The following is a 19,805-nucleotide window of genomic DNA, read 5'->3' on the forward strand; positions in this document are numbered from 1 at the left end:
GAGCACGAAGCGGACCCCCTAGCTAAGTGAACGACTGTAAATATACTCTCGTTAACCGAAGCGGCGTGGCACCGCCCACGCCGACCGTCACTCCTGTCGAGGAGCACCATGCGCATCACAGTCGACGAAGAGAAGTGCTGCGGCGCCGGTCAGTGCGTGCTGACTGCACCCGAAGTCTTCGACCAACGCGACGAGGACGGCGTCGTCGTCCTGCTCGACGCCGAACCCGCCGCCGAACGGCAGGACGCGGCACAGGAGGCCGCGGCCGTGTGCCCCGCGGGGGCGATAGAGACCCGCCCGTGAACGACGCACCGCTGAGCACGGCCGTGGGACCCCGCAGGTATCCGGCCGCACACCCGGAGACCTCCGCAGAACCCGACGACACCACCGGGCTCGTCGCCACGCGCGCCCCCCGTCGGCGGACCGCCGCCCACGCATGCCCCTCCCCGACCGAGGAGACACCATGACCATCGGAACCGAAAACGTCGAGGCCCCGAGTTTCCCCCTCCAGCGCGGCTGCCCGTTCGCACCCCCCGAAGCGGCGACCGCGTTCCGGGAGGAGGGTGCCCCGCACCGCGTCACCATCTGGGACGGCAGCCGGCCGTGGCTGCTCACCCGGCACGACCACATACAGCAAGTCCTCGGCGCACGCGGCACGTTCAGCGCCGACGTCACCGACCCCGGATTCCCGAACACCTCCGCCGCCCAACCCACGGTCGAGGGCGACATCTTCTTCCGCAAGGACGGCGACGAACACCTGCCGATCCGCCGCATCCTCAACCCCGACTTCACCGCGAAGCGTTCAGAGGCGCTGCGCCCGCGCATCCGCGAACTCACCGACCAGCTCCTCGGCGAGTTGCTCGCCTCGAAGACCAAGCCCGTCGACCTCGTCGAGGCGTACGCGCTCGCGCTGCCGACCGTCGTCATCTGCGAGGTCCTCGGCGTCCCCTACGAGGAGAGCCCGGTCATCCACGAGTCCTCCAAGAAGCTCGTACAACTCGGCCTGCCCACCGAGGAGAAGCTCGCCGCCCACACCGCGATGCACGAGAACCTCAGCCGCAACATGGAGCGCAAGCGCTCCGCACCCGACGACGGACTCCTCTCCCGCCTCGTCAACACCCACGTCGACGAGAAGGGCGAGCTCGACTTCGAGGACGCCGTCCGGCTCGGCGCCCTCGTCATCGGCGCCGGGCACGAGACGACGGCGAACATGATCGGGCTCGGCGTCCTCGCCTTCCTGCGCGACCGGCCGCAGCGCGACCTCCTCCTCTCGGACCCCGAGCAGTACGCGGCGCCCGCCGTCGAGGAGTTGATGCGCTATTGGAGCATGGTCCAGACCGAACCGCGTCGCGTCTGTGTGGAGGACGTCGAGGTCGGCGGAGTGACGATCAGGGCCGGCGAGGGGATCATCTGCAACCTGCCCGCCGCCAACAGGGACCCCGAAGTCTTCACCGCACCCGAAGAGTTGGACATCACCCGTACCGAACGCCGGCACATGGGCTTCGGGTTCGGCATCCACCAGTGCCTGGGCCAGAACCTCTCCCGCGTCGAGATGCAGGAAGCCTGGCCGAGGCTCTTCCAGCGCATCCCCACCCTGCAACTCGCCGTCGACGAATCCGCACTCCGCTTCCACACCGAGGCCCTCACCTACGGCCTCGAAGAACTCCCGGTCACCTGGTGAGGGAGGATCCGAAGACGATCGAGCAGCACCGCAGCGAGGCGGAGCACGGCCGGGCCGTGATGGCGGAGGTGATGCACGCCTCCGTACCGGAGTTCGTCGGCGAACCCGGCTCGCTCGGCGACCTTGCGGCCAGGCACATCTTCGGCGACGTGTGGGACCGGCCCGGGCTCTCCCGCCGTGAACGGCGCCTGGTCACCCTCGCGGTCCTCGCCGCCCTCGGCCAGGAGCGGCTCCACGCGCCCCTGCACATCAAGGCGGCGTTGGACAGCGGCGACCTCACCGAGGCCGAGCTGCGGGAGACCGCGGTTCAGATCGCCTACTACGCGGGATGGCCACTGGCGACCTCCTTCGAGTGGGCTGTCGACAAGGCCACAGGGCGGACCGGCGGTTACGACGCCGCCGACCTCACCCGCGAGCCCACCCCCGCCAAGAAGGAGCCCCCTCAGCGATGACGAGACGTCTGCACGACAGAACAGCCGTGGTGGTCGGCGGCGGACAGACCGCGGGCGCCACCGTCGGCAACGGGCGAGCCGTCGCCCTCGCCTTCGCGCGCGAGGGCGCCCGCGTCCTCGTCGTCGACCGCGACCTCGCCGCCGCGGAGGAGACGGTCGGGGCCATCGGCGAGCAGGGCGGCACCGCCAGGGCGCACCGCGCCGACATCACCGTCGAGGAGGACTGCGCCGGCATCCTCGACGCCGCCGTGGAAGCCTTCGGGGGCGTGGACATCCTCCACAACAACGTCGGCGTGGTCCCCGAGGGCAACACGGAGAACCTCCAACTCGCAGACTGGCGAAGGGGGTTCGAGATCAATCTCACCGGAATGTGGCTCACCTGCAAGTATGTCCTGCCGCACCTGCGGGAGCGCGGACGCGGCGCCGTCGTCAACATCTCCTCCATGGCCGGGCTGTTGGCCGGCGGCGACACCATCGCCTACTCCACCTCCAAGGCCGCGGTCCACTCCATGACCCGCAGCCTCGCCCTGGAGTACGCGCCGCACGGAGTACGGGTGAACGCGATCGCGCCCGGCATGATGGACACCCCCATGGGCGTCGACGCCGTCGCCCGCGCGCGGGGAGCGGACCGGCAGGAGGTGGCGGACAGGCGCGCCGCCATGGTCCCGATGGGCCACCAGGGCACGGGCGACGACGTCGCAGGCGCCGCCCTCTTCCTCGCCTCCGACGAATCCGCGTTCATCACCGGCACCGTCCTGCCCGTCGACGGGGGCTTCACCCTCCGCGCCGGGGCACCGTAGAAGCCCCTCGCCCCGGCAGTTGTGCCCACAGCCTCGCGAGGCCGTGGGCACAACTGCCGATGTCGCGTCGCGCCGGCGACCGGGCACGGTACGAGAAGACCGCAGCGCGGACGATGCCGGGCCCGGCCAAGTCCTGCTCGGCCAGGCCCGGTTGACCGCCCCGCGTCGCCCACCGTCGGGCCTGGACGTACGCCGTCAGCGCCGCAACATGAGCTTCTTCACCGCGTAGTTGGTGCCGAGGCTGTCCATCGGCACCTCCTCCGGAGCGACCGCGAGGTGCAGGTTCGGGAAGCGCTCGAAGAGGCGCGGCAGCACCGTCTTCAACTCGGCCCGGGCGACGTTCTGGCCGAGGCACTGGTGGACGCCGTAGCCGAAGGCGAGGTGGCGGGTCATCTTCCGGTCGAAGTCCGGGGCGTCGGGGGCGTCGAAGGCACGCGGGTCCCGGTTGGCAGCCGGCATCGCCACCACGACGAGGTCGCCGGCCGCGATCTGCTGGCCGCCGATCTCCACGTCCTCCAACGCAACGCGGCCGAGGCCGAATTGGACGATCGTCAGGTAGCGCAGCAGCTCCTCGACCGCCGGCCCGATCTTCTCCGGGTGCTCCTCGAGGTCCCTGCGCTGCTCGGGGTGGGTGAGCAGGGTGAGCGTGGAGAGGCCGAGCATGCTCGCCGTGGTGTCGTGTCCCGCGAAGAGCAACAGGACACCCATGCCGATCACTTCGTCGTCCTTGAGGAAGGAGCCCTCGTCGTCGGCGGTGGCGATGAGCTCGGCGAGGATGCCGTCCTGCACGCCGGTGCGGCGCTTCTCCGCGACGAGCCTGGTGATGTAGTCGATCAGCCAGTGCGCGCCCTTGTCCCGCTCCTCGCGGGAGTTGGCCAGGTCCATCATCTGCTCGGTCGCGGAGTGGAAGCCGTCGCGGTCGGCGTAGGGGACGCCGAGCAGCTCGCAGATGACCAGGCACGGGATCGGCAGCGACAACGCCTCGACGAAGTCGAAGACCTTCGGGCCCTTCTCGATGGCGTCCAGGTGCTCGTCGACGATCCGGTCGAGGTAGGGCTGGAGGTTCTTCGCGATGCTCTTCGGCGTGAACCGGCCGGAGAGCAGCCTGCGGTACTGGCTGTGGTCCGGCTCGTCCATCATCACGAACGTCGGGTTGAACGGGGCGTCGTTCCCCGCCTCGGCCACCTCTCCCTCGGGGGTGTCGTGCCGAGGCCGGCGCGCCGACATCTTCGGGTGCGCGAACACCTCGCTCCCCTCCTCGAACCGGGAGACGAGCCAGCCCGTGGAACCGTTGGGAAAGCGCACCTTCGTGACGGGGTGTTCCTCGCGCAGGGCGGTGTACTCCTGCGGCGGGTCGAAGAGCGTCGTACGCTCAACCGGCATCGAGGGCAGGGTGGATGAAGTCACTGTTCGCTCCAGACTTACGTGTGTGGGGGACGGCGAGAGGTTCAGCGGACACGGGCCGCGAGCGCCTCGGAGACGCCGGTGTGCACGGCCGTGGCATTGCCCCAGCCGACGTAGAGGGCCAACTGCAAGACGGCCTCGCGAAGTTGGACTATGTCGAGCTCCTCCCCCGCGAGCGCTCCCTCGACCTGGACGCGGATCAGGTCGGAGCGGCCGAGCGCCGCGGTGGCACCGAGGACGAGCAGCCTTCGATCGCGCACGGAGAGTCCGGGGCGTGCCCAGACGTCGGCGAAGAGGTGCTGAACGGTCTCGTCGAGGTACGGGTCACCGGTCGGCCGGGCCGGCATCTGCTCGCTGAAGCCGGCGCCGTAGACCCGGTCCATCATCTCCAGGCCCTTGCGGTGCCGCTCGCTCGCGGCCTCGTCCTCGGCCGCGGGCTCCGCGGCCCGGGAGGCGTCCGGCCCGGTGGACGGCGCCTCCGGGCCCGCCTCGTCGACGAGCCCGATGGTGCCGCGTACATGCCTGCGCGCAATCTGCACGAGGGGAACGGGCACGTCGAGGCTCCCCGCCAGGTCCAGAGCGGCGTCGAGGTCCTTTGCCATCAACGGCTCGACCTGGCCGGCGAGTTGCTCCGAGAGGAGGCCGTCTTCCCCCCGAAACTTGAGGAGTTGAAGCAGAGTGCGTCCGTCCGGGTCGGCGGACTCGATCACCTCGACGAGCTCCCGCGGCTCGACCCCGGCAGCCGCAGCGAGCGCCGCGGCCTCGGAGACGGCCCGCCACCCGCCGTAGGTGACCACGTTCCGCGCGATCTTGGTGACCATCCCGGCTCCGACCGGACCGCAGTGGACCACGGTCTTGGCCCAGTCGTCGAGTACAGGCCGGGCCGCCCGCACGGTGGCCTCCACCCCTCCGACGATCGCGACCATGCCGTGCTCAGCGGCCTGGTCGCCCGGCGTGACGCCGCAGTCGAGGAAGCCGACGCCCCGCTCCTCGCAGGCCGCAGCGAGCTCGTGCACGACGGGCAGTTCGACCGTGGAGAGGAGCACGACGGTCGCGCCGGGACGTGCCGCACCCAGCAGCCCCTTCTCCCCTAGGACCACCTCGCGAGCCTGCGCCCCGGTGACCACGGCGACCATCACCACGTCGCTCACCTCGGCGACGGCGGCCGGCGAGGCCAACGGCCGGGGTATGCCGAGCAGTTCGTCGGCGGCGTCGGCCCGCACGTCGTACACCTGCGGCGCCCGACCGCTCCGCGCGAGGCTGACGGCGACGCCACCACCGATCATTCCGAGCCCGACGACCCCGGCCCGCAGCCCGTCCGCTCCGGCACCCATTAGCGCTCACCCCCGACTAGCGCCGCCTCGGGTTCCCACGGGACGGCGTCGGCCACGGACCGGCGGTGTGCACGCAGCACCCGCACCATGTTGATGCCGGCAGCACCGCAGACCCGACCGCCCTGCCCGTAGAGGGCGACGAGACGACGCTCGCCGAGACCGCCCTCGACGATCCGGACCTCGTCGGCACCGCGAGTGCTGCCGTAGATCTGCACCTTCAGGTCGTACTGGTCCGACCACACGTACGGCACCGGTGCGAAGGGCTTCGCCTCGCCCGGCCCGGCGAGGATGTTCCGCCCCACGGCAAGGCCCTGCTCGGCGGCGTTGGTCCGGTGCTCGATGCGCGTACGCCTCCCCGTGCCGGGGTGCACCCAGCTCGCCACATCGCCCGCGGCCCAGACGCCGTCCCCGGCATACAAGGTCGCGTCGCACTCGACACCATTGCCGACCGGAACCGAACTCCCCTTCAGCCAGCCGGTGTTGGCACCTGCGCCGATCCCGACGAGGACCACGTCCGCCTCGATGGTGCGACCGTCGGCCAGCTGCACTCCGCGCACCTGCCGTGCCCCGTCCGCGAGCACGCCCTCGACCATGACGCCCGGCTCGATCCGCACCCCGTGCTCGCGATGCACGTCGGCGAGCATCCCACCGATCTCGGCGCCCAACGCGTCCCCCAGCGGTACGGCCACGTCGGTCACCATCGTGACCTCACAGCCCAACTCCCGTGCCACCGCGGCGGCTTCGGCCCCGACGAATCCGGAGCCGACGATGACCAGCCGCGGACGCCGGGCGAGCGCTGCCTTCAGCTCCTGAGCGTCCTCCAGGTTGCGCAGTACGTGTACCCCGCGGACGCCTTCGGTGCCCGGTAGCCGCCGCGCGCTCGCGCCGGTCGCGACCACCAGCGCCTCGTACCCGACCCGCTCGCCGTCGCCCAACAACACCGCACGCTTGGCGGTGTCGAGCCCGACGGCCGGGACACCCAACCGCATGTCGACATCGAGCTCCTGCAACGCCTCCGGCTGGCGCAGCGTCAGCCTGCCAACGTCCCAGGCACCACTGAGCAACTGCTTCGAGAGCGGCGGGCGGTCGTAAGGAAGATGCGGTTCTCCCCCGACGAGCGTCAGGTCGCCCTCGTACCCCTCACGTCGCAGCGTCTCGACGACGCCCAGCCCCGCGGCCGAGGCACCGACCACGGTGACGGATTCCGGTCGGTTCACTCCTGCACCTCGATCACCGCGGCGGGGCATACGGCCGCAGCTTCGCGGACCTGTCCCAGCTGCTCGGCGGGCGGGTTCTCATCGAGCAGGACGACGATGCCGTCCTCGTCCCGCTGGTCGAAGACATCGGGGGCGGCGAGGACGCACTGACCCGCCCCGCAGCATTTGTCGACGTCAAGGGAAATCTTCACGACAGGACCTCCATCACGCCCCTGTCCAGGGGTTGGCAAGGGCGGAGCGAAAACCCTTGTCCCAGACACCTAACTAAGTTCAGTTACGGAGGCTAACTATCGCGGAAGATGTCTGCAAGGACGTCTCGTTCGGGTTTGGGAGGATCTTTACGCTGTCGATGGACCACGTACACGATTCCTACCGGCGCACCACCGGTGCGACAGGGCTCAGCTCACGGGCTCGCCGAACCCCGCGAGGATCTCACGCAGTTGACGAGCCGTCTCGGTGTCCGCCGCAGGCGGTTGCGCCGCCCCCGTCGACTCGGACGGAACCATCGCCTCGATGAGTCCGGTAGCGAGCCGGGCCGGTAGGTCAACGTGCGTCGGCCCTTCCGCGAGCGCCTGGTGCAGCGTGATCGCCCCGTGCATACCGGACCACAGCGTCTGTGCAGCCTGCTCGTCGGGAAGGGCGAGCGCATGCCCCGCCTCCCGACAGCGCGCGAGCCCCTCCCGCAAGGCGTGCGAGATGTGCCGCGACGGATGCCGGTGCAGCCTCGCCGGCTCCACCCTGGGTTGACGCGTTTCGTACATCAGCCGGTAGTGGCCCGCGAACTCGCGGGCAAAGGCGCAGTACGCAACCGCCTGCGCCTTCAGGCGCTCGCGTGCATCCGCCCCGGCCGCCGCAGCATCGGCCTCGGCCTTCAGCATCCGGCCCGCCAGCACCTCGTACTTGTCCTCCAGGGCCGCCCACACGAGCTCGGCCTTGTCGGAGAAGTGCAGATAGATGCTGGGCGCCGCGATCCCGGCCTCCCGCGCCACCGCCCGCATCGTCAGCTTTTCCGCACTCCCCCACTCATCGAGCAGCCGGGACACGGCCTCCAGGATATCCCGCCGGAGCAACTCGCCCTGCCCGCGCGGGCTGCGCGAACGCTCCGCGCGCGCCTCCCGGCCCCCGGCCATACCAACCTCCTCAGTCCTTCACCGAATGTTAAGGCAGGGTGCGGAGGAGCGAGCGCCCGCGCAGACGCCAAGCGTTCCCAGGCGTCCACCGGCCGGGCAGTCCCGGCTTCGGGGTCCAGGACAGCGAGGACCCGCCGTTCCGATGTCGCAGCAGCTCTTCTATACCAATGGGGGTAACGATCCAGCCGCCGAGAGTGATCGCCTGCGAGCGACCATGATGAGGGGACGGAAACTAGCGGCGTTTACCGGGACCGACCGGCGTCGCAGGGACGGAGGGCCGACCCGCATCTCGGCGCCAGCAGTCGCAGCGGACCGCTTCGGCCGCGTTTGCTCGGCAGCCCTGCGGTAGGCACTTAGGGCATTTGTGGATGTCGTCGTGCTCGATGTGCCAGCCAGCGAAGGCAGCACGGGCGAGGCATTCGCTCATCACCTTTCGCATCTCCTCCCCATCGAAGATGGGCCCTCCCGAGATCATGGTCTCTCCCACGTGCGGTACCTCGATCTCTCCGCTGTAGCGCACGTCGCACATGTCGCAGTGCAACATGGCAGTACCAGTTGTGGGCCGCTTCGGGTCACCGACAGCGATAGCAAGCATGAGCCACAGATACGTCACCAGGAGTCGAGGCGCAGCAGACGCGCTGCCGAGCCGGGTGAATTCCAACGCGTCGTGCTGACGGGCCAACTCAGTTCCGAGTCGACGCCCCAACGCGACGACCACGCCAACCGGCTGCCCCCATCGGAACCACGCAGTCAACCCGCCAACTAAGGCGCCCGGTCAAAAACGAGCGAGCCTAGGCCTTACGGGCGAATGGGATCTGCGGTCGCCGCTTCCTTGACGTGTGAGGGCAGCACCAAGCTGGCGCGCAGGGCCTCCGCAGCCACGGCACGCAGGTCCTCGCCCTGGACGCCGACCGGGGCTGCGACAGGACAACATTGGACCGCTCCCACTCGAAAGCAGCGCGTGACGGGCAAATCGAACACAAGATTGAATTTAGGCATGCTGTACGCGTGCTTTCCCCAAGACCTCATCGGGCTGCAGCATTCTCGGAACCGCGCCTACGATGAGCTCGCGGGCCGCCCCCGCGACCCGACGGCTCTGCGTCGACAACTGCTCCGACTGACGGCCCGGCTTCATCGGCACCTATACTTCGATCTTTCGGTCGGTGGCAATTCCGGAGCCCGAAGGGAGCTGCGCAGGTACGTGAGGGGATCAGGCCGCCGGGATGGACGGACACCGTGAGCGGCACGGCTGATGGGCAGGAACGGATCGCACGGGCTGCGGAGGACTTCGTGTCCGAGCACGGGGAGGCGCCGTCGATGCGTGAGCTGGCCGATGCGGTCGGCTGTCGGAGTGCATCGACGGTCGCGTACCACTTGAAGCAGATGCGGGAGCGTGGTCCGCGCGTGAAGACGCGAGGGCGCCCGATAGGAGGATGCACGCACTGCGGCCGGTGAGACCGACCCGACCTGACTGTGCCTCGACGACACGCACCGAGGTGATGTCCCGGCGTACTCCCGCCGAGGAATTCCCCTTCGGAGCCGTTGATTCCACGCAGGGGACCGGGGTATGTTCCGTCTGCCTGGCCTCGGACGCGGCCAGTTCTGGATGCCTACCCGACCCGCTGGGCATCGGCAGAGAACCTACGTCGTTGACTTTTCACCGTTCTTTCTGTGTCGCTGTATCGGGACGCACCTTCACTGCCCAGGTCGGGGGGCCACGGCGAAGGAGCACACGATGTACAGCCTCGACCAGATCAGCAACGCCACCGCGCAGCTCACCGGCGAGTCTCTCGAAGGCGCCCGACTGCGCTTGGGCACACTGACCCGCTTCGATCGGTTGGTGCCCGAAGCATCAGCAGATCAGGGCCTGTTGGAGTCAGTACTGGCCACTGCGCTGGGCTCGGTGGACGGGCAGAGCCGACCATTCGGCGTGCGGGAAGCAAGGCCCCTGGACAGTGGCTTGCTGCTGCGTCTGGAGCGTGAGGAAGAGGTGCAGGGGCTCTTCGGACTGCTGCCCTACCGAGCGAAGAGGGGGGCGTGGCGCGGAGTGCGTGGCCTGTTCGTAGAGACGGTCGGGGCCCAGCTGCGATTCCGTTTCCGCCCCTGGCTGTACAAGCGGTATCCGCGGTTGGCCGCGCCGGAGGTGTTGGTTGCCGGCCCGCACGGAGCGGACCTGCCTGCGTTGCTGGCCGCGCACGCGGCGCAGATTGTAGAGGCCGGGCACAAGGTGCAGTGGAATCCGCAGCGTTCGGAGCCGGGACCGAAACGGCAGGAGCCGGTGGAGCGCAGCCTGGTGCGCCGGCTCGGTGCCTCCTACGCGCTGGGCAGCGCGTTGCTGCGGCGACCGCGCCTGTGGGACAGCCTGGACGGTTTCGCGGGGGTGCAGATGCGCACCGAGATGGCCGATCACGGGCTCGACTGGGTGGTGGAACGCTCGGTCGCCGAGGCGCAGTTCGATGACGACCGTCTTATCGGGGTACTTACGGATGGCGTCGTGGGTTGCCGTTTGCGTGTACTCGACCACGCCTGCGGCGCCGGAGAATGCACTGTTCGCCTTGCTCCACGTCCCGGAATGTGGGGATGGCGGGGCGTACTCACTGTGCATAGCCGTCGCGTACCGGCAGCCCAGTCCCATGAGCGACCCCGCCCCCGGCCATTGACCGCGATCGGTGAACGCCTCAACGTCACACGGCCGTTGGCCAGGGTCACCACCCCGCGACATGGCAGTCCGGATGTACCTGGTGTCGCGATCCAGCTCACCACGGTGCCGAATGAGGGCGTGCAGCGGGAAGAACTTGCCTGGGTAGCTGAACAGATCGCAGCAGTGTGGACGGTCCAGGGGCTGAAGACCGCCCTCGTGCAGACCCATGAGCGGCACCATCTGGTCCTGTTCCGCGATCATGGGCAACCTTCGTGGGCCACGGCCCGGGTCCCAGGGTCGGTTGCAACGTGGCGACGGCTGCGCATCGCCCCACCGCCCGGCGAGCTGTGGGCACTGGCCGTTCCCGGTCGCGATGACGATGCCGCTGCTGCCGCCATCGCTCACGCCCGGCGGGCATTCGACCGCATCCTCGTGGTCACCAGGACTGACTGGGTTGCGGATGCGGAGCCTCTCAACCAGCGAGCCGATGTGCGCATCCTCGTGCATCGAGAAATCCGCTATGAGCGGCACATCTCACTTCACACCACAGCAGGCCACGGGCCCGATGATGTAGAGCTCACGCCATCCGAATCGGCCATGCAATGGCGTCAGCAGGAACTCGGCCGGTGGGACCCGCAACACGCAGTCCGCGGCATGCTACTCCTCACCGATGACGACCAGAAGCCGCTCCCCGATGAGTTCGACTCGGCCGTCGAAGAGCAGCTGGCGCGATACGGGACGCCGGTATTGGGTCGCTTCCCCGCCAACAGGTTGATCCTCCATGGCGCCGGGCACAGCCCGCACCCGCCCACCGTGCTGGACCCGGAGACCGGCGAGCCCACCCACTCTCGAATGACCGCAGCAGCAGTTTCTCTCGCTCGCCGGCTGTGGCCCGGCGCACCTCATGGCGCCGAGCGGGAGCATGCCCCGAATCCTCGGGTGACGTCACCGAGCTGAGGTCACCCGGGCTGCGTCGTGGGAGGCTGCGCACTCTCCGCGGAATATCTGGGTCGGCGCGCTGATTCTCTCCTGACAGTGATCGTGCTGAGCGGGGAGGGGTGCATGGGCGACCTGAAGGTCTTCCGGGTCCAAGGTGGCCGGGCGACGGAGGTTCCGGGGGCGTCGGCGGCGGTGGAGCAGGAGCTGCAGTCGCTGATCGAGGCCAATATGGAGGCGATGCTCGGTATCCGGTTCCTTGCGACGGAGTACCGGACCGGTCGGCATCGGGGGCGGGTGGATTCGCTCGGGCTGGATGAGAGCGAAACTCCGGTGATCATCGAGTACAAGCGCTCACGGGATCAGAACGTGATCAGCCAGGCGCTGTCGTACCGGGTGTGGCTGCGGGACCATCACCACGAGTTCGAGCGGCTGGTCTCCGACCGGCTCGGTGCGGAGGCGGCCGGGGCGGTGGACTGGAGCAATCCGCGGGTGGTGTGCGTGGCCGGGGAGTTCACGTACCACGACACGGTGGCAGTGGAGGAGTTCGGCGTCCGGATCGACCTGGTTTCCTACCGGGTCTTCGACGATATCCTAACGCTGCGGCTGATCGCCTCCGTCGCCGGGGCCACAGGGGCTTCCTCTCGTCCAAAGACTCCGGCCGCTTCGGAAGCGACCGGGGCAGCGCCGGCGGCGAGTGTGCCGCAGCAGCGGCTGGAGGGGGCTCCGGCTGCGGTGAAGGAGCTGTTCGGCGCGGTCGATGAGCGGCTGCTGCTGCCGGAGGGGGCGTGGATGGAACCGCAGCAGCACTATCTGACCTACCGGAGGTTGAAGAAGTTCGCCTCTCTGCGGGTGTTGCCGCGCAAGGAGGTTGTGGCGGTGAACCTGAAGCTCGATCCGGCAACGGTGGAGCTGGAGGAGGGCTTCACCCGGGACGTGACCAAGATCGGTTGTCTCGGCATCTCGGGAGTCGAGGTGAGCCTGCGCTCGCGCGCCGACCTGGAGCGCGCCGAGGAGTTGGTCCTGCGGAGTATCGCGACCTCCTGACCACCGCAAGCGAAGGGGCGGTCGCCTACCCGTGATCGTGTGTGTGATCGCCCCTTCGCGCGTTCTGCCTTTCTCCCCGGCCTCTCGTCTTGGGATCACTCCTCGGGTCCGGCGAGGTCGAAGTCGTCCTGGGCCAGCTCGTCTTCCATCCGCTGTTCGGCGATGTCGGCGTAGTGGTCGGACAGTTCGATGCCGACGAACTGCCGGCCTTCGCGCAGGGCGGCGACTCCGGTGGAGCCGGATCCGGTGAAGGGGTCGAGGACGGTGCCGGCTTCGGGGCAGATCTTCACCAGTTCCTGCATCACCTCGACCGGCTTCTGCGTGATGTGGACCCGGCCCTTGCGGGGCTGGCTGGCCTGGTAGAGGCCGGGGAGGTAGACGGGGTTGCGGTTGGCGTCGACGGGGCCCTTGGTGCCCCAGACGATGTACTCGCAGGACTGCTTGAGCCGTCCCTTCTGCGGACGGGAGACGGGCTTGTGCCAGGAGGCGATGCCGCGCCACGTCCATCCGGCGGCCTGCAACGCGTCGGTGATTGTGGGCAGTTGGCGCCAGTCGGTGAAGACCAGCGCGGTGCCGGATTCGACGGTGGCTCGGTATGCCTCGGTCAGCAGGAGCGAGAGCCAGTAGCCGTAGGAGCGCTGGTCGCGGTTCTCGCCGGGGAAGTTGGCGAGATGGTGCCCGGCACCTGCGGCGGTGTACTTCGCCTTCGCGGTGCGTCCGGTGCGCTCGGAGCTGGTGCGTCCGCCCGAGTTGTAGGGCGGGTCGGTGATCAGGGCGTCGACGCTGTTGTCCGGGAGGTTGGACAGCATGCTCAGCGCGTCGCCTCGGTGCAGAGTGTAGAGCATAACGGGGTTCTCTCTCAGGAAGTGGTGCACACACGTCTGACCCCGCAGGGGGTAGTTCGTGGCTGGGGAACGCCCCGGCGAATTACGCCTGGGCGTTCGGGGTTTGGGGCCGACGTGCGCTGAAGAGTAGTGCGGGATTCCGGCCGCACCAACCTAGAAGCTGGCCGTCCTGGGCGGCTGGTTCGGCTCGTTTGGTGCGGCCGGAATTCGTCTCTACAGTCTCGGCACGCTCATCGGGAAGGAGCCTCCTCCCGCACCGGTTGAGTTGTGCTGATGCGTGCTGCGCAGTGCAAGGTGCAGGTCGGCCGTCTCCTGACCGGAGAAAGTTTCTGTGGAATGTGGCGCGTGAGATTACCAGCGCGGCTTGCTGCCGCTCTTCATCAATGCGGCCCGGTGGCCGGGGTTAGCAGGCCCCGGCCACCGGCTCCGCCACCCCTTACAAGGGGATTTCGGATTCTTGACCAGCGCGGTGCCAGTGACCTTTGCAACGAGAGCGCCTGCACCGCGCCGCCTACGCACGAGGAGTTGTCCATGCGGCACCCCCTGAAGAGCTCGGCGCCGGGGCAAGACGGTCGGCTCGCTCCCCGTCCGCTGGCCGGTCCACGCTCGTGAACAAGACGCTGCTGACGGCCGGTGCGGTGGTGGTTGCGCCGATGCTGCTGATCGCTCCGCTGGCGATGGCGATGGCAGGTGCGCACGGCGCCGAGGCGGCCTGTAAAAGATGATGCGGGTGGTGACGTTGACGCTGCGGCGGTCAGCAAGCAGGTGCGCTCGATCCTCGACGGCGGCAAGGCCGGTTCGGTCCACGTCTCCGGGCTCGACGCCCCGAAGGAGCAGGTGCCGAATGCCCAGAAGATCCAGGCCACTGGCGTCGCGCTGAAGGTTCCGCCTCGGGGGCAGGTGGTCGCGCTGGCCACGGCCTTGCAGGAGTCGGGATTGCGGAACCTGTCCCACGGCGACCGGGACTCGCTCGGGCTGTTCCAGCAGCGGCCGAGCCAGGGCTGGGGATCGGCCCAGCAGGTGCGCGATCCCGTGCACGCGGCGACCTCCTTCTACACCCATCTGAAGAAGGTGCCGGGCTGGCAGTCGATGACCGTCACTCAGGCCGCCCAGGCGGTGCAGGCGAGCGGATTCGCCGACGCGTACGCGAAGTGGGAGCCGCTGGCCACCGCGCTGCAGAAGGCCCTCGCCAAGTCCCTCAAGGACGGCGGCGGTTCCGGCAAGGACACCGGCAAGGGCGCGGCCTCCGCCGGGGACGAGTGCGGTGACGAGGACGGCTCGTCGGTCGGGCCGATCCCGAAGGGGAAGGTACCGAAGGGCTACAAGGTCCCGGCGTCGGCGCCCAAGTCGGTTCGTACGGCGATCCGTTGGGGTCTCGGCCAGCTCGGGACGCCGTACCAGTGGGGCGGTTCGTGCACGGACGCGCACGGAGCGGACCCGATGGGCCGGTGTGACTGCTCCAGCTTGATGCAGGCGTCCTACAAGGCCGGCGGCATCCAGCTCTCCCGGACCACGTACACGCAGGTCACCGAGGGCAAGGCGGTCAGCCCGCAACGGCTTGAGGCCGGGGATCTGCTCTTCACGCGCGGCTCTGCCGCCCGGCCGGAGCACGTCGGGATGTACATCGGCCGTGGCCTGATCCTGCACGCCCCGCGCACCGGCGACGTCACCAAGATCTCCCGGCTCGCCGAATGGCGCCCGGTCATCCTCGCCGCGCGCCGCGTCGCCTGACGGGCTCCTTCCCCCCCCTCTCTCATTCCTCTGCCGCACGACGTCCGGGCATTTCGCATGCTCGGATTCGCGAACAGGAGTTCCCTTGAAACTCGCGCAGCATCTCCAGCAACTGGCCTACGACCCAGGCGTGCAGCCGAAGTCGGGCGGACTGCCCGGCCTCGACGTGTTGAAGAAGGTGATCAGCTCGATCAACCTCTTCGGCATCATCGCCACCGTCGGCGCCCTGGCGCTCTCGGCCGTGATCTGGGCCTGGGGCCACCACAGCGGTGGTCACCAGGCCGAGCAGAACGGCAAGAAGGGCACCACCATCGCCGCCGGCGTCGCCCTGCTGCTCGGCGCGGCCAACGGCGTCGTCGCCTTCTTCTCCGCGCTGGGAACGCAGGTCCACTGATGCGCAAGAAGCGATTCCACACCACCTTGGACGCGTCCGCCGATTCCTCGTCGTCGGTGCTGCGGCGCTCGCTGCTGATCGGCATCGTCCTGACGGTGCTGCTGGCCGGTGCAGGTCTCACGGCCTACCTCACCCGGCCCGAAGCTCCCCAACCACCGTCAGATGCCCGGCCGAAGACCTCCGCTTCGCCCCATGCTCCGACGCCGCCTCCGGGTACGGACGAGGCCGTCGACCCACCGCATCGCACCAGCAGCCCAGTCGCCTTCGCGAAGGCCGCGACCAAGGCGCTGTGGACCTACGACACCCGGCGCTTTTCCCGGGCCGAGCATCTCGACGGGCTCAAGGCGTGGATGACCGGCGAGGTCAAGTACCGGGACTGGAACTCCGTGACCGACGAAGTGCCCAGCAAGACGTTGTGGTCGCGGATGCACGACAACCACCAGCACACCACGGCGAAGGTCGCCGAAGGCCATCTGCCGGAGTCGTTCAAGACCGCCCTCTCCCAGGACCCCGGCGGCCTCACGCAGGCGTACGTCTACGCGGTGACTGTGACCGGCAAGCAGTCCCTCGCCTGGAAGGACGGCGGCTCGGGTGCTGAGCCCCGCTCGACGACGCTCGCCGTCCAGTGCTGGCCCGACCGCGCCTGCGCCCTGTCCGGCGTACTGCCGGAGGTCGCCCCATGAAACGCACCACGACGGTGAAGGAGGTGCCCGATGGGGGCGTGTGACCTTCCGTTGATGAACTCCGTCTGCGGCGCCGTGGGCGGCGTCGCCGGAAAAACCGGCGAGGCGATCACGGACGGCATCGGTGCCTGGATCGCCAAGTCGATGGGTGAAGTTGCCCAGTCCGCGGCCAACTTGGCCTCGAAGGGCGTGGACAAGACCACCTCCGTCGATCTGAACGCCGCCTGGTTCCGCGACAACTACGAGCTCGTCCTTCCGATCGGCCTCGTGCTGACCGTCGGCACGTTCTGCCTGCAGTTGACTCGTGCTGCCTGGCGCCGAGACGAACGCGCCGTCGCCCAGGCGGTGTTCGGCACCGCGATCGGCGTCCTGTTCGCCTTCGCCGCCATCGCCTGCACCACCGTTGCGCTCACCGTTGTCGACGTACTGAGCGCCGGCCTGTTCCAGGCGGCGGGCTCCTCGATCGAGGACGCGATCCGCCGCGTCATCAAGGTCAACCAAATCGGGGCGATGTACGGCCTGGGCTGGGGCGTGCCCGCGATCGTCGCGCTCGGCTGCGCAATCGGCGCGTTCTTGTACTGGGCCGTGATGGTCGCCCGCAAGGTCGGCATCCTCGTCCTCGTCACCCTCGCCGTCTTTGCAGGCGCGGGCGGTGGCTGGGAGGTCGCCAAGCGCTGGCGGCGCGGCTGGATCGAGGCCACTGCCACCCTGATCGTCTCCAAGTTGTTGATGACGATCGTCTTCCTGCTCGGTGTCTCCGCGATGGGCAAGTCCGACTCCGACGGCGGGATGGCTGCGCTCTCCGACGCGATGGCGGGGCTCGTCGTGATGGTCCTCGTCCTGCTGTGCCCGTACGCGACCTACAAGTTCGTGCACTGGGCGGCCGACGGCGGCGGACACGACGATCTGCACCGCACCGGCGTCGCCGGAGTCGGTACGGCGGCCGGGGCGGCGAAGACGACAGGGCAGCTCGCGATGCAGGCCAAGGCCGGCGGCATGGCACCGCAGGGACCGTCGAAGGTCCCGGGCCAGGGTGCCGGCGGCGTCGCCTTGGGCATCGACCCGAGCGGCGGATCCGGCGGCGGCCAGGGCGAGGCGAAGCAGACCCACTTCCGCTTCGGCGAGAACTCTTCCGCCTCCGGCGACAAGGGCCGGGCGCTCATCCGCCGCCCCCCGACCGGCGGCGACCGGGGCCAGCCGCTCGTCCGTCGACCGGGGCAGGGATCCGGTGCGGGTACCGGCGGTGGCACGCAGGGAGCACAGGTCGCCTCCGGGTCCACCACGCCGAGTGCCTCGGGCGGGCCGACGGGGACGATGCACGAGCCGCGTTCAGCGGGTGGGGGGCCGTCATCGGGCGGGCCGCCTCCGCAGGGCGGTGCCACGCCGCAGCGGTGGGTCTACCCCAGCTCGCCGAAAGATTCCGGCTCCTAGAGCGTCACCTGACGGGGGCGGGCCCCAGGCGCCTCCCTGCCGCCCGCCCTGTTCCCTCTTTCTTTTCCTCTGCTTTCAAGGACGACTCCGCCATGCTCTCCGAGACCTCTTCATCCGACGGTCCGGCCACCGTGAAGTTCCCCCACCGCACCCGCCGGGGCGTGCTGATGGGGCTCTCCCTACCGCAGTTGCTCGGTGTCGCGACCACTGGCCTGCTGCTTCTCTCGGTCCTGCTCACCTCCGGCGTCCTCGGCGCACTGAAGCTCATCCCGCTGTGGGCCGTGCTGCTGGCGGGCGTCTTCGTACGGCACCGGGGACGGTCGCTGGCCGACTGGGCACCCATCGCCTTCCGCTACGTACTGCGCCGTGCGAAGGGCCAGTTGGTGTGGCTGGCGCGGCCCGCCACCCGGCCCCGCCGGGAGGGCCTGCTGCACCTGCCCGGGACCGCCGCCTCGCTCCGCGTCACCACCGCGCCGAGCGGCCACTTCGGCGCCGTCCACGATCCGCACGTCGGAACGCTCACGGCCGTGGTGCGTGTCTCGGCCCGCGCGTTCGCGCTACTCGATCCGGCCGCCCAGGCCGCCAACATGACCGGCTGGGGTCGCACGCTGGCCGCGCTCGCCCGCACCGGACACGTCGCCCGCGTCCAGGTGCTGGAGCGCACCGTTCCCGACTCCGGGGACGCGCTCAACCGGTACTGGCACGAGCACGGGAACACGGACACCCCGCTGGCCGGGCAGGTGTACCAAGACCTGCTGGAGGCGGCTGGGCCTGCTGCCGCGCCGCACGAGGCGTACGTCGCGCTCGCTCTCGACATGAAGGCCGCCCGCCGCCTGATCAACCGGGGCGGGGGAGGGCTCACCGGCGCCTTCGCCGTGCTGGCACAGCTCACCTCCACCTTCGACCAGTCCGCCCGCAACTCCGGGCTCGCCCCCGGCGGTTGGCTGTCCGCAGGCGAGGTCGCCGCGGTCATCCGGACCGCCTACGACCCCGCCTCCTCCCCCGCGCTCGACCAGTGGTCCCAGACCGGACGTCCGCAGGCCGACCCCGCCGCCGCCGGACCCGTGGTCCTGGCCGAGCAGGGCGACCGCGTCCAGACCGACACCGCGCATCATGCGACGTACTGGATCGAGAACTGGCCCCGCACCGAAACCTCGCCGGGCTTCCTCCACCAGCTCCTGTTCACCTCCGGGGTCCGGCGCACCCTCTCGATCACCTACACCCCCAAGGGGCTGGACTCCGCCCTCAAGGACGTGCAGCGCAAGAAGGCCAGCGTGCTCGCGGACGCCGCCGAACGCCAGCGCAAGGGCCAGGTCGACTCCGAGGAAGACGCCGTCGAGTACGCCGACGTCAAGGAACGCGAACGCCAGCTCATCGCCGGAGACGCAGACGTCGCCGTCACCGGACTGCTCACCGTCAGCGCCGAGTCCGAGGACGAACTCAACTCCGCCTGCGCCGCGATCGAGACCGCCGCCGTGGCGACCATGACCGACGTGCGACGGCTGACCTGGCAGCAGGCCGAAGCCTTCACCCGCGCCGCCCTGCCGCTCGCCCTCGCGGCATAACCGGCCCCGCCGGCCAACCCCTCGTTCCGCGCTCGACCGAAGGCCCTTCCCCATGCCGACCGACCCGATGCCCGACCCGGCCTCGGACTTCGTTCCGTTCGCCACCGCCGCACTCGACTTCCACCGCGCGCTCAACCTCCCCGACGCCCCGATCGCCGCCTCCCGCGCCGAACTGGACTCCCTACACGCACACGTGATCGCTCTCTACGGGCTCCTGGACGCGCACACCACCAGCACCTCCCGTGTGGCCGGCGTCGAAGGCGACCACCTGCGTGCGTGCCGGATCCGGCTGTGGCAGGCCGCCGACCACCTCCACACCGCCTTCCACACGGCGCCCCGCCCGGACACCGGGCGCTTGCCCGGCCGAGAGGCGTGCCGGGCCCGGCTTCCCGAGGGCGCGCCCGAACTCACCGTGTGCCAGCGCCACCTGGCCACCTCCGCGCGGGTGCGCCGGGATCACACACCAGCCGACTTGCGCGGCCCCGTCACCGTCCTCACCCGCCACTGACCCTCC

General features: G+C 69.5%; 19 protein-coding genes and 1 pseudogene. 14 read left to right on the forward strand and 6 right to left on the reverse strand.

Going from position 1 to position 19,805, the window contains the following annotated elements; all coding sequences use genetic code 11:
- The first annotated feature begins 108 nt into the window (after positions 1-108).
- The 5 genes from F603_RS0114020 to F603_RS0114035 are packed head-to-tail and all read left to right on the forward strand — an operon-like array spanning position 109 to position 2,933.
- Positions 109-303, forward strand: a complete 195-nt coding sequence (locus tag F603_RS0114020) for a ferredoxin (RefSeq protein WP_019546639.1) — start codon at positions 109-111, stop codon at positions 301-303.
- Positions 300-467 (forward strand): hypothetical protein, encoded by a 168-nt coding sequence (locus F603_RS35090; RefSeq protein WP_158678640.1) that lies wholly within the window; start codon positions 300-302, stop codon positions 465-467. The genes F603_RS0114020 and F603_RS35090 overlap by 4 nt, the downstream gene beginning before the upstream one ends.
- Positions 464-1,681 (forward strand): cytochrome P450, encoded by a 1,218-nt coding sequence (locus tag F603_RS0114025; RefSeq protein ID WP_019546640.1) that lies wholly within the window; start codon positions 464-466, stop codon positions 1,679-1,681. Before F603_RS35090 ends, F603_RS0114025 begins: the two co-directional genes overlap by 4 nt.
- A complete protein-coding gene (locus tag F603_RS0114030; protein WP_019546641.1) occupies positions 1,678-2,133 on the forward strand; it encodes a carboxymuconolactone decarboxylase family protein in 456 nt (151 codons plus the stop codon). The genes F603_RS0114025 and F603_RS0114030 overlap by 4 nt, the downstream gene beginning before the upstream one ends.
- Complete coding sequence (locus tag F603_RS0114035; protein WP_019546642.1) at positions 2,130-2,933, forward strand: SDR family NAD(P)-dependent oxidoreductase; 804 nt, start codon at positions 2,130-2,132, stop codon at positions 2,931-2,933. Before F603_RS0114030 ends, F603_RS0114035 begins: the two co-directional genes overlap by 4 nt.
- A 195-nt stretch (positions 2,934-3,128) precedes the next feature.
- On the opposite strand, the gene F603_RS0114040 is transcribed toward F603_RS0114035, so the two are convergent.
- The 5 genes from F603_RS0114040 to F603_RS0114060 all read right to left on the reverse strand — a co-directional run bounded on the left by F603_RS0114040 (position 3,129) and on the right by F603_RS0114060 (position 8,018).
- A complete protein-coding gene (locus F603_RS0114040) occupies positions 3,129-4,316 on the reverse strand; it encodes a cytochrome P450 (RefSeq protein ID WP_019546643.1) in 1,188 nt (395 codons plus the stop codon).
- Between the two features lie 65 nt (positions 4,317-4,381).
- Positions 4,382-5,671, reverse strand: a complete 1,290-nt coding sequence (locus tag F603_RS0114045; RefSeq protein WP_019546644.1) for an NAD(P)-binding domain-containing protein — start codon at positions 5,669-5,671, stop codon at positions 4,382-4,384.
- Positions 5,671-6,918: an NAD(P)/FAD-dependent oxidoreductase gene (locus F603_RS0114050; RefSeq protein WP_051096216.1), complete on the reverse strand. Its 1,248-nt coding sequence runs from the start codon at positions 6,916-6,918 to the stop codon at positions 5,671-5,673. The genes F603_RS0114045 and F603_RS0114050 overlap by 1 nt, the downstream gene beginning before the upstream one ends.
- Complete coding sequence (locus F603_RS0114055; RefSeq protein WP_019546646.1) at positions 6,885-7,079, reverse strand: ferredoxin; 195 nt, start codon at positions 7,077-7,079, stop codon at positions 6,885-6,887. Before F603_RS0114055 ends, F603_RS0114050 begins: the two co-directional genes overlap by 34 nt.
- Positions 7,080-7,286: 207 nt before the next feature.
- Positions 7,287-8,018 carry a TetR/AcrR family transcriptional regulator gene (locus tag F603_RS0114060; RefSeq protein ID WP_019546647.1) on the reverse strand — a complete coding sequence of 244 codons (732 nt, stop codon included), beginning with the start codon at positions 8,016-8,018 and terminating at the stop codon, positions 7,287-7,289.
- 1,236 nt (positions 8,019-9,254) lie between these two features.
- On the opposite strand from F603_RS0114060, the gene F603_RS36535 reads away from it, so the two are divergent.
- The 3 genes from F603_RS36535 (at position 9,255) to F603_RS0114075 (ending at position 12,642) form a co-directional block, all read left to right on the forward strand.
- Positions 9,255-9,473, forward strand: coding sequence for a LexA family protein (locus F603_RS36535; RefSeq protein WP_211231082.1), 219 nt, complete (start codon positions 9,255-9,257; stop codon positions 9,471-9,473).
- Positions 9,474-9,753: 280 nt separating this feature from the next.
- Complete coding sequence (locus F603_RS0114070) at positions 9,754-11,616, forward strand: hypothetical protein (protein WP_019546648.1); 1,863 nt, start codon at positions 9,754-9,756, stop codon at positions 11,614-11,616.
- A gap of 105 nt (positions 11,617-11,721) precedes the next feature.
- The gene (locus F603_RS0114075; protein WP_026328407.1) at positions 11,722-12,642 is read left to right on the forward strand and encodes a DUF5655 domain-containing protein; all 921 of its coding nucleotides are present in this window, start codon (positions 11,722-11,724) and stop codon (positions 12,640-12,642) included.
- Positions 12,643-12,737: 95 nt separating this feature from the next.
- On the opposite strand, the gene F603_RS0114080 is transcribed toward F603_RS0114075, so the two are convergent.
- Positions 12,738-13,487 (reverse strand): DNA-methyltransferase, encoded by a 750-nt coding sequence (locus F603_RS0114080; RefSeq protein ID WP_019546650.1) that lies wholly within the window; start codon positions 13,485-13,487, stop codon positions 12,738-12,740.
- Positions 13,488-14,095: 608 nt separating this feature from the next.
- Here F603_RS0114080 and F603_RS0114085 point away from each other — a divergent pair.
- From F603_RS0114085 to F603_RS0114110, 6 genes and pseudogenes are all read left to right on the forward strand, one after another.
- Positions 14,096-15,218, forward strand: a pseudogene (locus F603_RS0114085) (C40 family peptidase).
- Positions 15,219-15,303: 85 nt separating this feature from the next.
- A complete protein-coding gene (locus tag F603_RS0114090; RefSeq protein ID WP_019546652.1) occupies positions 15,304-15,612 on the forward strand; it encodes a DUF6112 family protein in 309 nt (102 codons plus the stop codon).
- Complete coding sequence (locus F603_RS0114095; protein ID WP_019546653.1) at positions 15,612-16,295, forward strand: hypothetical protein; 684 nt, start codon at positions 15,612-15,614, stop codon at positions 16,293-16,295. The genes F603_RS0114090 and F603_RS0114095 overlap by 1 nt, the downstream gene beginning before the upstream one ends.
- A gap of 30 nt (positions 16,296-16,325) precedes the next feature.
- Positions 16,326-17,726: an SCO6881 family protein gene (locus tag F603_RS0114100; protein ID WP_026328409.1), complete on the forward strand. Its 1,401-nt coding sequence runs from the start codon at positions 16,326-16,328 to the stop codon at positions 17,724-17,726.
- A gap of 92 nt (positions 17,727-17,818) precedes the next feature.
- Entirely contained in the window at positions 17,819-19,291 is a 1,473-nt protein-coding gene (locus tag F603_RS0114105) for an SCO6880 family protein (RefSeq protein WP_019546655.1), read from the forward strand.
- A gap of 52 nt (positions 19,292-19,343) precedes the next feature.
- Entirely contained in the window at positions 19,344-19,799 is a 456-nt protein-coding gene (locus tag F603_RS0114110) for a DUF6238 family protein (RefSeq protein ID WP_019546656.1), read from the forward strand.
- Positions 19,800-19,805: the final 6 nt, after the last annotated feature.

This window comes from Streptomyces sulphureus DSM 40104, assembly GCF_000381025.1.
Taxonomy (GTDB): Bacteria; Actinomycetota; Actinomycetes; order Streptomycetales; family Streptomycetaceae; genus Streptomyces; species Streptomyces sulphureus.

Bases quoted from the DNA above. Each gene is read 5' to 3' on its own strand.
- F603_RS0114020 (WP_019546639.1), top strand. From the start codon at position 109: ATGCGCATCACAGTCGACGAAGAGAAGTGCTGCGGCGCCGGTCAGTGC.
- F603_RS0114025 (WP_019546640.1), top strand. From the start codon at position 464: ATGACCATCGGAACCGAAAACGTCGAGGCCCCGAGTTTCCCCCTCCAG.
- F603_RS0114035 (WP_019546642.1), top strand. From the start codon at position 2,130: ATGACGAGACGTCTGCACGACAGAACAGCCGTGGTGGTCGGCGGCGGA.
- F603_RS0114040 (WP_019546643.1), bottom strand. From the start codon at position 4,316: ATGCCGGTTGAGCGTACGACGCTCTTCGACCCGCCGCAGGAGTACACC.
- F603_RS0114045 (WP_019546644.1), bottom strand. From the start codon at position 5,671: ATGGGTGCCGGAGCGGACGGGCTGCGGGCCGGGGTCGTCGGGCTCGGA.
- F603_RS0114050 (WP_051096216.1), bottom strand. From the start codon at position 6,918: ATGCCCCGCCGCGGTGATCGAGGTGCAGGAGTGAACCGACCGGAATCC.
- F603_RS0114060 (WP_019546647.1), bottom strand. From the start codon at position 8,018: ATGGCCGGGGGCCGGGAGGCGCGCGCGGAGCGTTCGCGCAGCCCGCGC.
- F603_RS0114070 (WP_019546648.1), top strand. From the start codon at position 9,754: ATGTACAGCCTCGACCAGATCAGCAACGCCACCGCGCAGCTCACCGGC.
- F603_RS0114075 (WP_026328407.1), top strand. From the start codon at position 11,722: ATGGGCGACCTGAAGGTCTTCCGGGTCCAAGGTGGCCGGGCGACGGAG.
- F603_RS0114080 (WP_019546650.1), bottom strand. From the start codon at position 13,487: ATGCTCTACACTCTGCACCGAGGCGACGCGCTGAGCATGCTGTCCAAC.
- F603_RS0114095 (WP_019546653.1), top strand. From the start codon at position 15,612: ATGCGCAAGAAGCGATTCCACACCACCTTGGACGCGTCCGCCGATTCC.
- F603_RS0114100 (WP_026328409.1), top strand. From the start codon at position 16,326: ATGGGGGCGTGTGACCTTCCGTTGATGAACTCCGTCTGCGGCGCCGTG.
- F603_RS0114105 (WP_019546655.1), top strand. From the start codon at position 17,819: ATGCTCTCCGAGACCTCTTCATCCGACGGTCCGGCCACCGTGAAGTTC.
- F603_RS0114110 (WP_019546656.1), top strand. From the start codon at position 19,344: ATGCCGACCGACCCGATGCCCGACCCGGCCTCGGACTTCGTTCCGTTC.